The sequence below is a fragment of the Clostridium sp. TJA038 genome, assembly GCF_058310255.1.
In genome coordinates this window covers 52,753-66,916 of sequence record NZ_JBZEFA010000004.1, presented here as the reverse complement: position 1 = coordinate 66,916, position 14,164 = coordinate 52,753, and the positions used below count along the sequence as shown (strand labels likewise).

Sequence of the window (14,164 nt, the reverse complement as noted above, 5' to 3'; positions counted from 1 at the left end):
AATTTTACAAGCTTCGACGGGGAAGAAGCTTAGATATCTTTCGACATATGATAGATATTAGGGTATTTATATTGAGTATTTTTATTATTTAAATTTTGAGAGAATTTATTAAGTATGGTCATTTAATGGGGACGTTATTTGTTTAAATTAAAATTTATAGAATACACTAGTAAAATTTGGTTTGCTATAAAAGATCTAAGATTTTCTTAGGTCTTTTTTTTCTTGAAATTATCCATAATTTTTGGAATAAATCAATAATAGAAAAGTAGAAAAAAAGTTTTTTAAAATATACAATTAAGTAGAGAAAAAGTTTACAAAGGGCATATAGGGGGTTTTACATATGAAATATAATTTCCCAAAGGGTTTTTGGTGGGGTGCTGCTACTTCAGGACCTCAATCAGAAGGTAGATTTAATAAAAAACATGATAATGTATTTGATTATTGGTTTGATATAAATCCTGAGCTATTTCATAATGGAATAGGTCCTAATATAGCATCAAATTTTTATAATAGCTATAAAGAAGATTTATCAATGTTAAAAGAGATTGGATTAAATTCTTTTAGAACATCAATACAATGGACAAGATTAATAAAAGACTTTGAAACTGGAGAAGCAGATGAAGATGGAGTAAGATTTTATAATGAAGTAATAAACAATTGTTTAGAAAATGGTATAGATATAATAATGAATTTACATCATTTTGACCTTCCAGTTGAACTTTATGAAAAATACGGTGGATGGGAATCAAAACATGTTGTAGAGTTATTTGCTAAATTTGCTAAAACTGCTTTTAGTTTATTTGGAGATAGAGTTAAAAAGTGGGCTACTTTTAATGAGCCTATAGTTATTATTGAAGGACAATTTTTATATAAATGGCATTATCCTTGTATAGTTGATGGAAAAAGAGGAATTCAAGCAGCTTATAATATAGCTTTAGCCTCTGCTAGAGCTATAGAAGAATACAGAAAGTTAGGTCAAGATGGAGAAATTGGAATAATAGTTAATTTAACACCAGCCTATGCAAGAAGTAATTCTAAAGAGGATAGGGAAGCTGCTGAATTTGTTAATGCATTTTTCAATGAGCTATTTTTAGACCCTGCTGTTAAAGGGGAGTTTCCTAAAAAGCTAGTAGAAATTTTCAAAAAAGATGGAGTTCTTTGGAGTTCTACTAAAGAGGAATTAGATATAATAAAAAATAATACTGTTGATTTTTTAGGGGTTAATTATTATCAACCAAGAAGAGTTAAGGCTAGAGAAAATAAAGATTATAATGAAAAAACTTGGGCACCAGAGAAATACTTTGATAATTATGATATGCCAGGAAAGAGAATGAATCCATATAGAGGATGGGAGATATATCCTAAGGCAATTTATGACATAGCTAAAAATGTTAAGGATAACTATGGAAATATAAAATGGTTTGTTTCCGAAAATGGAATGGGTGTTGAAGGAGAAGATAGATTTAAAAATCCTCAAGGAATAATAGAAGATGATTATAGAATTGAATTTATAGAGGAGCATTTACAATGGTTACACAAGGCGATTTTAGAAGGCTCAAATTGTGTTGGATATCATCTTTGGACACCTATAGATTGTTGGTCATGGTTAAATTCATATAAAAATAGATATGGATATATATCCTTAGATTTAGAAACTCAAGAGAAAACCATTAAGAAATCAGGTATGTGGATGAAAGAGGTTTCTAAGAATAATGGATTTTAATATTTATTTTACTTAATTTAAAATAGGGATAAAATAAAAATATTTATTAAATCTTAATAAACAGATTAAATTAATAAGAATTGTAAAAGGCTTTAGTTTAGGTTTTTCTTAACTAAAGCCTTAAATTTTTTATTATTCACATAATAGGAATTTTACACATAAAATACACTATAACAATTAAGGGAGTTGGAGGCACAATGCTTTACTCATTAATTTTAGCAGGAGGAAGAGGAACTAGACTTTATCCACTTTCAAGAAGTTCTAACCCAAAACAATTCCTTAGTATACAAAATAACGGTAAAAGTTTTTTGAGCAATACTGTGGATAGAATTAGACCTATAATAGATAAGGATAATATTTACGTAGTTACAAATAAAGAGTATGAAGACAAGATAAGAAATGAACTTAAAGACATAAGGAAAGAAAATATATTTACTGAACCTGCTAATAAAGAAACTGCAACATGTATAGGTCTTTCAGCTGCTAAGCTTTTAAAGAAAGATAAAGATGCAGTTATGATAGTATTGCCTTCAGATCACTATATAGAAGGAGATAAAAGCTATCTTCAAACCTTAGAACAAGCAGTAGAGATTGCTGATAAAAAAAGGGCTATTGTTACCATTGGAATAGAACCAAATAGACCAGAAACAGGTTATGGTTATATAGAAATGGGTGATAGAGTAAATGGACAAATTCCTACCTTCAAGATAGCAAGGTTTACAGAAAAGCCTAATTTAGAAGTTGCAAAAGACTTCTTATTAAAAGGCACTTATTTATGGAATAGTGGAATGTTCATATTTAGAGCTGATGCTCTCATTACAAAAATGCGATGCAGAGTTTAATTTTTTAGATTCATCTGTTTTCATTTTTATCCTCCATAGTGTTTAGCTTGTAGTTAATAACTACGGGCTTTTATTTTGTTTTAAATTTTATTTTCACTGCTCCAGTATCACCATCAACAAAAACTTTATCAATTACTGATGATAATAAATTTCTTTTTTGTGGAACATCTAAATCATCAATTAGAGCTGATAAGTTTTTTAATTTTTGTATGATATTATCACAGTTATTTATCAAAATGTCTTGTTTAGCTAATTCATCATTTAATTTATTTAATGAATTTGTTAGCTCTACACTTTTACCTTTTAATTTTGTTAATTTATCAAGTAATATTTGAACAAGTTGAGGGTCTTCTGTAAGAGTAATATTATTTACTAAGTTATCTATTTGCTCTTTATTTTTAGATATTTCATTTTGAATATTTTTAGATAAAATATTTTCTGATGAAGTAGCAAAAGACTTTTTATAATCTTTTAATCTTTGAACTAGATAACTTTTATCTAAAGATAGTTCTTTTAACTTATTAATTACTAATTTATCAACTTCTGGACCATCAACATTTTTACTTGCACACCTTACTTTTCCCGAATTGTGTTTTAAAGTACACATATAGTAATGCTTTCTTTTTTTAGTTAGTTTATTTGGAACCCCATATGATACTCTCATAGAGCTTCCACATTGTGCACAGCGAATTATTCCACTTAGTAAAGCTTTATGACTACTACCTAAAGCAGGAGCTTTATATTTATTAATCTCAGCTATTTTTTGTGCTTCTAACCAAGAATCTGAATCAATAATTCCTTCATGAGTAGATACGGCATAAATCCATTCATCTGGATTACGTATTTTCCCACTTTTACCTTTTCGTTTTTTATAAATTAATATGCCGTGTATGTCATCAGGTTCACCATATGTTTTTATTCCTTGGGACTTAAAATACTCTATTGTTTTATCATTTGCCTTAACATATACAGGATTAGAAATAATATTTTTTATGCTTGCCTTACTCCAATCTTTTCCTCGGCGAGTTTTAATGTTATTTTGAAGTAGATATTTTTCAACTTGAGAAAGGCTACCTAATTCAATATATTTATTAAATATTAATTTAACTAAATTTATTTCTTTTTCAATTGGTATTAACTCAGAGTAACTTCTATTCGTACCAGAAGAATCAGTAAAATTTTTTCTAGAGCTACTGAAACCAAATGGAAATTCACCACCTAGCCAATATCCATTTGTAGCAAGAGAGTACATGTTATCACAAACCCTTTGAGATATAGTTTCTCTTTCAAGTTGACTAAATACGGAGCAAATATACATCATGGCTTTGCCCATTGCAGCTCTAGTATCAAATTGTTCTATTACTGATATAAATGAAATTTCATTTTTTTCAAGTTCATTTATTAGATTTGAGAAATCACCAATATTACGACTAAGTCTATCAACTTTATAACATACAAGAGTATCAAATTTCTTTTGCTTGGCATCGTTCATTAATCTAACAAATCCAGGTCTTTCTGTGTTTTTACCAGAAAAGCCTTCATCTGAATAGATAAGAGTATTATTTATACCTATATTTTTAAGATAATTAGTGCAAAGTTGAATTTGATTTTCTATAGAATCACCAGTTTCAACAACTTTTGAACGACGAGCATAAATTGCAGCGGTTTTCAACTAAATACCTCCTCATATATCAGATTTTACTTTATTAATTAAACAGTTCATTGTTTCAATATCTTTAGGAAGAATATCTTTAATTGAATCAATGGTTGCAATACTAAGCTTTTTTATAAGTAAAGATTCATCTTCAATGGAATCTTCGGCTATAAACAATTGTACTTTATCATGTTGATTAGCCATTTTTCCCCCAAAATATAGTGATATACTTTTAATATATATTCATTTAATTTGGGAAAAATAATAGTAACTATTTAAATATTATTTCTATTTCAAATGTTTCAGAAATTATTATTTTATCAATAATTTCATGTAGCAATAGCCTTAAACATCTGTTTTTAATCTTTGAATTTTCTTGGCTAAGTATATCTTCAATAGGTTTTAAAGTATTTACTACATAGTCTTTAAAACAAGCTTTACTAGGTATAGATTTTGAAAGCTTTCTATTTATTTTATTTAAATCATCGTTTAATTGAGACTTAGATAAAATAAGGCTAGTTTTAAATTCTTTAATTGAATCAAGTAACAATAAATTTTTTTCATGATAGTCAATATCAGCAATATCTTTACTCATAACATTAGTTAGTTCTAGCAATCTTGAAATTTCAGATGAGCATTTCATTAATATATCATCACAATGGTTTATATTACTTTCAATTTCATCTTTCTGAACTAATAGGTTGTTATTTTTTTCTTTTAATTTATTTAAATAGTTAGAATAAAACTCATCAAAAAATGCAGGAATACTTAATATTGATTTATAAAGATTTAGTAATTCTTTAAAAACAATATTGTGAATTAGTGATGCTTTAATTGTAATTGTTGGAGCATTTATTTTTTTAGAAAATTTATCTTTATTATTATGAGAGCAAAAGTAGACTCTACCAGATGAATTTCCATGATTTTTACTAATTAAATAATTTCCACAACTTTTACACACAAGCATTCCTTGAAGTAAAAAGGCTGTTGATAAAAATTTAGGGTTCTCGTCTTGAAGCTTTCGTATGTTTAAAGATTTTTTCCACAACTTTTCATCTATTATTCTTATATTTTCATCATATTTAGAATAAACATATTCATTAGTAGGATGTTTTTTGGGGTTTCTTCTGCCTCCTTTTTTATTCCAAACTATAGTTCCTGTATATACTGGATTATTTAATATACTTTTAATACTATTTATTGTCCAAAGTCTATCTTTATTGTAGCTATATTCTGATTTAATAAATTGAACTATATCTTTAGGAGTATATCCTTCAGTATATAATTCAAAGATTTTTTTTACTATTCTAGCTTCTGGAGCATATATTGAAAGTTTACTTTTTTTACGGTTAGATGGAATAGCAATTAATTTATAACCATAAGGAGCAGGACCACCAGCCCATAGATTATTTAATATATTATGTCTATTGCCAATAAGAACTCTTCCACCAATAATACTAGATTCAAGAGCAGCTATATTGCTTAGCATATTTTCAAAAAAGTTATTAATAGATTGATTTTCAGAATTTATTTGTTCACCAGCTTTAGAATATAATATATCAATGTTTAGTTTCTTTAAAGTATGCTTAATTAATAAGCTTTCATATATATCACGAGATAATCTATCATGAGAATAAACTATTAATTTATCAAATTTTTTATAATTAGCATCATAAATTAATCGTCTTAATCCATCTCTTAAAAATATACTAGGATTCATAGTATCTGATTCATTATAAATATTAATAGAGTTAGATGTTATTGAAGCAGATTGAGTATCAGAATATATTTCATAAGGAATATCACTCCATCCTTGATTGCTTATATATTGCTTTATACTTGAAAGTTGATTAGCTTTAGAGTTATTATTTTCCTGTCTTTCAGTAGACACTCTAGTATAAATAGCTATACTTTTAGGACGTAAATTCATATTTGATGTTGAGCTTTCCTTCAATTGGAGATTGGTCATAATTAATATCCACCTTTATTTCTTTAATAATTTCACTAAATATAGGAATAAAAAATTCTTCATTATTCATAATATGATTAACTATTTTTTCTTTTACTTGGTGTAATAGAATACTATCATTTTCTAATTGAGGTTTAGAACTACATTTTTTATTTATTTTATTAACTTCATCAAATAATTGGTTTAAATAAGAAAGTTTATTTCTATACTTATTGCATGAGTTAATATAGGATTTTATTGCAGTATCCTTTTGTTGTATTTTATCAACATAAGAATAATCATTTGAAGATAGATAGTTATAAATAGCTTCATATTTACTTAAAGTTTGATATTTAATATTTTGATTTTTAATTTCAATATTTCGAGATAGTTTGTTTATAAATTGTTCCATTGGTGTTTGACTTATAGATAAACAACTATCTATAATTTTATCAATAATAAATTTTAATAAATCATATTTTAGGAATGGATAACATCTAGCTCCTTTACATGATAGATAATTATCATCAATTAATTTTAGCTTTTTATTACATTTAGAACATATGAGGATTCCTTTAAGCAAAAAGTTAGGAGTTCTATCAATATTAATTAAAGTTTTATAAGTTATATAAGAATATACTGTTTTAAAAATAGGTAAAGGAATTATTCCAACTAAATTATTGGTATTAACAAAGGAGTTCAAATCTAAACGCTCTTTAAAATTAGTAATACCAGTTTTTTTATTAGTTGAGTAAGACAGGCCTTTAAATGGATGATTAGAGTCTACTAAAATAAAGCCTGCATATATAGGGTTTTTTAAACAAGAATTTAAATAATTAGAATTTTTTTTTCGATTATTTTCTTTATAAAATAAATAATAGTATTTAACTTCACTTATCTCTTTTTTTAAATATTCTAAATCATTTTTTTTTATATATTTATTAATTACATCAAAAAGTTCACCTTCTAAATATGGGTATTTAATATTATTTCTAATAGGAATATATTTTGAATTAATATGGGATTCTATATAATCTAATGTACTTTTTAATAAATTATATAGTTTATTGATTGAAGCTTGAGAATTAGAGTTACTACTTCTTTTTTCTTCAATAATTAAGCGATGAAAAACAAAAAATATATACTTAATAAATGCTAGTTTTATAGGCTCTTGAATAAATATAGATTTTGATTTTTTACTATCATTAGATTGTTTTTTTATATATCCAAATGGGGATTTAGTAGAAGTATATGCACCACTATTTCTTCTAAATATTTTACCTTGATTTGCACGTAAGCTTATAGTGTCTGGCTCCATTTCTGCTATCATTACAGAAAAATTTTGAAAGAATTCAGATTGTGGGGAGTTTTCTAATAAGGCTTGGTTAGTATCTGAAAACAATATTTTAATTCCTAATCTATTGAGAATTTTTTTTGTCTCAATCCAATCATCATATCTTCTAACTAATCTATCAAGTCTATATATAATTAGAGTTTTAAATAGACCTGCTTTAGCATCTTCTAAAAGTCTAGAAAACCCTTTTCTTTCTTTAGGAGATGTAGTTTTTCCAGATATCTTATCTATGTATGTATCATAAAGTATTAGGTTATTTTTATATATGACATCTTTTCCAAGATTAATTTGTGCATTTATAGAGTTATTTTCATTTTTAGAAGATATTCTTGCATATATAACAGCATAGTTTTTTGGATTGTTTATTACCTTATTTACCATCGTTATATTCTCCATTCTTTAAATCCTCCATAATATCATAATTTTCCATAATATATGATATTAAAAAATTAGTTAACTTATTCCAAGTTGATGATTTGTCTATATATGATATTTTTACTTTAAAATTATCATTTTTTTTAATTGCCATTTTAAAACACCTCTTTATTTAATATTTTAATTTTATAAATGGAAGATAGATGTTGAAAATAAATTTTATGTAACTATCACATATATAGTTATTTGCAAATTTATATGAAATATTCAAAAAAATATATAAATAATTCAATATTTTATATGAGATTTAAAATAAAAAAGTAAGTAATTTAGGTGATTACTTACTTAATTTGAATTTATTTTATTATAAAAATTTATGTCATTAATAAGTTTATCTAATAATAATTGGATTTTGAGCTGATTCCAATTGGGATTATTTGCTATTATATTCAATGATTTTAATAAAGGTATAAAAGATTTAGAGATAGATATGTTTTCTAAATTTATATCCTTAATATTATCAGAAACAATCTGAGAAGATGATATATTTAAAGTATCGCTAATTTTATGAAGTAATTCTAAGTTAAATGTGTCGGTCTTACCATTTTCTATATTATTTATTAATCCAGATGATACATTTAATATATTGGCTAATTCTTGAGTGGAATAGCCTTTTTCTTTACGTTTTGACCTTATTAGATTTCCAGCATTATTTATTAATTTATTCATTAAATACACTCCCCATAACATATATATATCCATATTATGGACAAGTATTATAAGTTTTATAACTTAAAAAAGCAAATTTTCATGTATAAAAGATAATAAGCATATTTGAACTATTTCTGAATATAAATCACGATTTTGTGATATTAAATTTTCGGTATTAATTAGATTATTTTTATCAATAAACTTAGATATGTTAACTAAGATGGAATCCTTTATAGTTACTTGTCTTTCATTAGAATTGCTATTTAATAAAGAATTAAAAGTGTTTAATTTCATTGAAACTAAGTTTTCAACTTTTTTACTTTCTATATTGTTTTTATATTTATCTATATCCTTATTGAGACGTTCTATTTCAGCAATAAAATATTCTCTTTCATTAAGTAGGTTTTGATTTTCTAAGGAGACTTTATTAAAGTTTTCTTGAAGAATAGATAATCGGTCTGTAAGCTCCTTGTTAATTAAATTAACTTTATCAATATTGATAGTTTCATCGATTTCTATAGATTCAGAAGAATTTTTAATATCAATATATTCATCAATTAATTTATCAGAAATTTCATAAGTTTCATTGAAATTTTCTTTTATTAAAGGGTAAATTTCTTTGTCAGTACAATTATTTAATTTTTTATTTAGAGAGGTATCATTTTTTATTAAATTTATGAGTGAATCGATATTAAGCTTTTTCTTTTCTTTAAAAGTTTCAAGAGTAGTTTGTTCAATTTTTATTTCTTCTAAGTTTGCTTTAGTATAAATGTTTGGTGTTTTTAATTCTTTTATTGAATGAATTTCTTTTCTAATTTGAGCAGAAATATTATTAGAAATATAGAAAGGAAGGTTTTCTTCATCTCTTAATAAGTAGTTTACTTCTTTAATGTCTTTACATTGTAACAATTTATTATATATATTAACTTTCTCATTTGAAAGAAAATTTATAATTATTATGGCTTTTAAGCAAACAGATACATAGTTTTTACAAGAATTAAAGTTATCTTCAGATAAATTTAAAGATGAAATAATATCAGATTTATTTTCTCTAATAAATTTGTTTATTTCATTTGGTTTTAAATTAATAATTTCTGAAAACTTTTTGTCTTTTAAATATTTTATTACTGAATCAAGATATGGATTTTTACTCATTAAACTTTCCTTTATAATAGTAATATCTATAATATATATGTTTAGTTTTTAGTAAATAGTATATAAAAACATAAATGTTTAAATTTGTTATGTCTATTAAAACAATATTTAATATTATTATGATAAAATTAATATAAGATTAAAAATAAAGGAGATTAATTTATGGCAAAGCTTACACTACAAGAATTAGAATCAACACTTTGGCAATGTGCTGATATTCTTAGAGGAGAATTATCAGCTGCTGAGTACAAAGATTATATATTTGGAATGTTATTTTTAAAAAGATTAAATGATGAATTTGATGAAGAAAGAGAAGAGAGAAGAAAAGAGTTTTTAGAAGATGGATTAGATAAAGATGAGGTAACAGAACTTTTAGAAGACCCTAGTATTTATGAGACTTTCTTTGTTCCAGAGCAAGCTAGATGGGAGAAACTTAGAAATTTAACTTTAAATATAGGACCAGAATTAGATAAAGCATTTAAAGCTTTAGAAGACGAGCCTAAAAACTCAGAACTTGTGGGAGTTTTAAGTACAACTAACTACAATGATAAGGAAAAAGTGCCAGATAAAAAATTAGCACAACTTTTAGTTTTATTTAGTACAATAAATTTAGCAAACTCAAACTTAGAATCAGAAGATATTCTAGGGGATGCTTATCAGTATTTAATAAAACAATTTGCAGACCAAGGTGGTAAAAAAGGGGGAGAATTCTATACTCCTACTGAAGTTGTTAAGGTTATTACAAATATTTTAAAACCACAAGAAGGAGATAGAATATATGACCCAACTTGTGGTTCAGGTGGTATGCTTATTCAAAGTATAGAGTATGTTAAAAAGCATGGTGGAAATCCTAAGAACTTAAGTTTATTTGGTCAAGAAATAAACCTTTCAACTTGGGCAATTTGTAAAATGAATATGCTATTTCATGGGGCAAAGGGAGCAGATATTCAAAAAGGTGATACTATAAGAGAACCAAAACATACAGAAGGTGGAGCATTAAAGGTATTTGATAAGGTATTAGCAAACCCACCATTCTCACTTAAAAACTGGGGAGCAGAAGAAGCTTCACATGATGCTTTTCATAGATTTACTTATGGAATTCCACCAAAGTCATATGGAGATTTAGCTTTTGTTGAACACATGTTAGCAAGTTTAAATATGAAAGGTAAAATGGCATCAGTAGTTCCTCATGGAGTTTTATTTAGAGGGTCAGCTGAAGGAAAGATAAGAAAAGGATTCATAGAAGATGATTTAATAGAAGCAGTAATAGGGCTTCCACAAAACTTATTCTATGGAACAGGAATACCAGCAGCTATATTAGTACTTAATAAGGAAAAATCAGAAGAAAGAAAAAATAAAATATTATTTATAGACGGAAGTAATGATTTTGTAAAAGAAGGAAATAAAAATAAATTAAGAAAAGAAGATATAGAAAAAATAATAGCTGCCTTTGATAATTTTGAAGATGTAGAAAAATATGCAAATGTAATAGAGTTAGAAAAAATAAAAGAAAATGACTATAACTTAAATATAAGCAGATATGTAGACACAACTGAAGAAGAAGAACCAGTAGACATACAAAAAGTAATAAATGAAATAAAAGAATTAGAAAAAGAAGAAGAGAAAACAAAAGAGAAACTTAATGGATATTTAAAAGAATTAGGATTTGATATTCTGTAAGGTGGTGAATTAATAAGTGAAAAAAGAAGCAAGAGAAGGATATAAAATGACGGAATTAGGTGAGATACCTAATGAGTGGAAAATTAAAAAATTAAGCGATGTTTCAGAAATAATAATGGGGCAATCACCAAATTCTAATAGTTATAATAATGATGGAATTGGTATTGCATTTTTTCAGGGGAAAACTGAGTTTGGAAGAATAAATCCAATAGTGAAAAAATGGTGTAGTAATCCAACTAAGATATCAAAGCCACTAGATATACTAATTTCAGTAAGAGCACCAGTAGGAGCAGTAAATATTAATAATATAGAGGCATGTATTGGTAGAGGATTAGGAGCAATTAGACAAAATGAATTTAGTAATTACAGATATTTATATTATGCTATACAACAATTTCAAGATTTTTTATTAAAATCAGCACAAGGCAGTACATTTGAAGCAATAAATAGTAATGATTTAAAATCGTTAAAAATACCAATACCGAGTTTAGGTGAACAAGAAAAAATAGCTGAAATACTTTCGACTGTAGATGAACAAATAGATAATACAGAAAAATTAATACAAAAAAATCAAGAACTTAAAAAAGGATTAATGCAACAATTATTAACAAAAGGAATAGGACATACAGAGTTTAAGAAAACTGAATTGGGAGAGATACCTAAAGAGTGGGAAGTTAAAAAGTTAGATGAAATAGTAGAAAAAGAAAGAAAGATAACATATGGAATAGTACAACCTGGAGAATATACAGAGAATGGAGTGCATGTTATTAGAGCTAAGGATTATTCATTTGGATGGGTAGATAATGATGAGATTTTTAAAACAAGTGATATTATAGAAAAATCTTATACTAGGTCAAGAGTTAAAACAGGAGATTTATTATTAACTATTGTAGGTAGTGTAGGTAATTTAGCAATAGTACCATTAAGGTTAAATGAGGCGAATATAACACAGCAAACTGCTAGGATAGCAATTGATAATAATATTTATAATAGCAAGTTTTATTATTATTATTTAGAATCTGAAAAAGCAAAAAAAGAAATTAATAAATACTTAAAAAGTGGAGTTCAACCATCATTAAATTTATCAGATGTCAATAAGTTTAAAATAGTAGTTCCTTTGTTGGAAGAACAAAAAAAGATATCAAGAATATTATCGGGGTTAGATGAAAAATTAGAAGAATATAAAAATAAAAAAGAAAAATTAAAAGAAGTTAAAATAGGATTAATACAACAGTTATTAGTAGGTAGAATAAGAGTAAGTTAGTATTGTGGAGGAGTTATTATGGAGGATATAAAGGTATTAGAAATGTGTATTCATAATATTGAGGAGAATGTTGAAGAAATTTTAGTTGAAAAAAATCAAGCATTGGAATATTTAAAAACTATTATAAATAAGAGTGTAGAAAATAAAAATATCAGGTATTTTAAGAAAAAAGAGAAAGTACAGAAGTAATTAGTTGTATAAATAATTTAGTGTTAGATAAATTAAAATCTATAGATAGTGAGGTTGCATCTACGTTACAAGAAGGCACTAATACGGCATTTAAAAATGAAGCACTTAAAATAGCAAAAAGATTACTAGAACAACAAAATGAAGCACAAAAAAAGGTTTTAAAAATAGGAACTAAAATTAGCCAAGGAAGTTTAATTCAGTCTATAATTAAAAATGAAGATAACTTAGGTTATATATTGGCTAAAATAGAGCATGTAAATATTTTAGATAAGAAAGATTGGGAAAAACATACAGGCTTGCTGCTTGAAAAAGAAATATTAAAAACGTGTCTATAAACTATAATTTTAATGGAGAAGTTGAAGAAATAAGGATTTTTGATTCTAATAATTTAATATCAGATTATTGGAAAAATGGATTTTTGGAGTTAGAACCATGTACAAACAATGAAGATAATACAAAAAAGTCTTTAAATACAATAGATAGGTTTTTAGTTAGAAATATAAAATCAAAATCTCCAAAAGACTATATAGGATTATTTAATAGCTTAATTGGATATTACAACCAAAACAAGGGATTTGACTATGATAATTTAATAGAAAAAGTATTTTTAAACTATACACCATATGATAGTGAGAAAATTGATATTAAGGTTTTGGAGAGTAAGCTTAAAAAACTACCAGATAATAATTTTGATAGAAAATTTGATATTGAGTTAAATGCTATAAGAAAAAAGAAAAAGAAAACTTACTCTATATGCGATGAAATTGAATTAACAATAAAAGATAATATTTCTAACTTAAATGATATGATTAAAGCAGAAAAAGATGAGAGTACTAATGAAATGTATCTTAAAATTAAGATAGAAGAAAGGATATACAATGAGTTTAACTTTTAAAAAATAAATTAGATTTGGAGATGTCTTTATGAAATTATATGAGTATATAATAAATGAATTTTTCAGTGAGTATAGTTTAGATGAATGCTCTGAGTCATTTGAACAATTTAAAATAGTTGTAAGTAGCTCGTTAATATCAGTGCCGAATAAAGAAAATATTAAAAAGTTTATATCTAATATACCAAAGAGAGATGCAGTAAGAATAAGTATATCTGAAGATGGTGCTTCAATAACTAATTTTTCGAGTGGAGATAATATAGAGGAATTTATAAAAGATTTAAATCTTTATTTAAGCGATGGAAATAATAAAAAATATAAAGTTTCATTAATAATATCTAAAAAAATGTAGATGATATTATATCTATTTATTGTAT

General features: G+C 25.4%; 14 protein-coding genes and 1 pseudogene. 8 read left to right on the top strand and 7 right to left on the bottom strand.

Annotated elements, in window-relative coordinates; all coding sequences use genetic code 11:
- Positions 1-340: 340 nt before the first annotated feature.
- Both gmuD and AC4FQV_RS08510 read left to right on the top strand, forming a co-directional pair.
- A complete protein-coding gene (gene gmuD, locus AC4FQV_RS08515) occupies positions 341-1,723 on the top strand; it encodes a 6-phospho-beta-glucosidase GmuD (RefSeq protein ID WP_491139827.1) in 1,383 nt (460 codons plus the stop codon).
- A 197-nt stretch (positions 1,724-1,920) separates the two neighbouring features.
- Positions 1,921-2,550, top strand: a pseudogene (locus AC4FQV_RS08510) (mannose-1-phosphate guanylyltransferase); the annotation flags it as partial.
- 85 nt (positions 2,551-2,635) lie between these two features.
- On the opposite strand, the gene AC4FQV_RS08505 reads toward AC4FQV_RS08510, so the two are convergent.
- The 7 genes from AC4FQV_RS08505 to AC4FQV_RS08475 form a co-directional block, all read right to left on the bottom strand.
- Positions 2,636-4,237, bottom strand: coding sequence for a recombinase family protein (locus AC4FQV_RS08505; RefSeq protein WP_491165324.1), 1,602 nt, complete (start codon positions 4,235-4,237; stop codon positions 2,636-2,638).
- 12 nt (positions 4,238-4,249) lie between these two features.
- On the bottom strand, positions 4,250-4,423 hold the full coding sequence (locus AC4FQV_RS08500) for a hypothetical protein (RefSeq protein WP_011591118.1): 174 nt from the start codon (positions 4,421-4,423) through the stop codon (positions 4,250-4,252).
- Between the two features lie 67 nt (positions 4,424-4,490).
- A complete protein-coding gene (locus tag AC4FQV_RS08495) occupies positions 4,491-6,188 on the bottom strand; it encodes a recombinase family protein (protein ID WP_491139824.1) in 1,698 nt (565 codons plus the stop codon).
- Positions 6,133-7,917 carry a recombinase family protein gene (locus AC4FQV_RS08490; protein ID WP_491165323.1) on the bottom strand — a complete coding sequence of 595 codons (1,785 nt, stop codon included), beginning with the start codon at positions 7,915-7,917 and terminating at the stop codon, positions 6,133-6,135. Before AC4FQV_RS08490 ends, AC4FQV_RS08495 begins: the two co-directional genes overlap by 56 nt.
- On the bottom strand, positions 7,892-8,050 hold the full coding sequence (locus AC4FQV_RS08485; protein ID WP_491139822.1) for a hypothetical protein: 159 nt from the start codon (positions 8,048-8,050) through the stop codon (positions 7,892-7,894). The genes AC4FQV_RS08490 and AC4FQV_RS08485 overlap by 26 nt, the downstream gene beginning before the upstream one ends.
- Positions 8,051-8,241: 191 nt before the next feature.
- A complete protein-coding gene (locus AC4FQV_RS08480) occupies positions 8,242-8,625 on the bottom strand; it encodes a helix-turn-helix domain-containing protein (RefSeq protein ID WP_491165322.1) in 384 nt (127 codons plus the stop codon).
- 63 nt (positions 8,626-8,688) lie between these two features.
- Complete coding sequence (locus AC4FQV_RS08475; protein WP_491165321.1) at positions 8,689-9,762, bottom strand: BAR domain-containing protein; 1,074 nt, start codon at positions 9,760-9,762, stop codon at positions 8,689-8,691.
- A gap of 162 nt (positions 9,763-9,924) precedes the next feature.
- Here AC4FQV_RS08475 and AC4FQV_RS08470 point away from each other — a divergent pair, with 162 nt between their 5' ends.
- The 6 genes from AC4FQV_RS08470 to AC4FQV_RS08445 are packed head-to-tail and all read left to right on the top strand — an operon-like array spanning position 9,925 to position 14,139.
- The gene (locus AC4FQV_RS08470) at positions 9,925-11,442 is read left to right on the top strand and encodes a type I restriction-modification system subunit M (protein ID WP_491165320.1); all 1,518 of its coding nucleotides are present in this window, start codon (positions 9,925-9,927) and stop codon (positions 11,440-11,442) included.
- A gap of 16 nt (positions 11,443-11,458) precedes the next feature.
- Positions 11,459-12,706 (top strand): restriction endonuclease subunit S, encoded by a 1,248-nt coding sequence (locus AC4FQV_RS08465; RefSeq protein WP_491165319.1) that lies wholly within the window; start codon positions 11,459-11,461, stop codon positions 12,704-12,706.
- Positions 12,707-12,724: 18 nt separating this feature from the next.
- Positions 12,725-12,895 (top strand): hypothetical protein, encoded by a 171-nt coding sequence (locus AC4FQV_RS08460; protein ID WP_491165318.1) that lies wholly within the window; start codon positions 12,725-12,727, stop codon positions 12,893-12,895.
- Between the two features lie 20 nt (positions 12,896-12,915).
- Entirely contained in the window at positions 12,916-13,230 is a 315-nt protein-coding gene (locus AC4FQV_RS08455; RefSeq protein WP_491165317.1) for a hypothetical protein, read from the top strand.
- Complete coding sequence (locus AC4FQV_RS08450) at positions 13,221-13,790, top strand: hypothetical protein (RefSeq protein ID WP_491165316.1); 570 nt, start codon at positions 13,221-13,223, stop codon at positions 13,788-13,790. Before AC4FQV_RS08455 ends, AC4FQV_RS08450 begins: the two co-directional genes overlap by 10 nt.
- Before the next feature lie 28 nt (positions 13,791-13,818).
- Entirely contained in the window at positions 13,819-14,139 is a 321-nt protein-coding gene (locus AC4FQV_RS08445) for a hypothetical protein (RefSeq protein ID WP_491165315.1), read from the top strand.
- Positions 14,140-14,164: the final 25 nt, after the last annotated feature.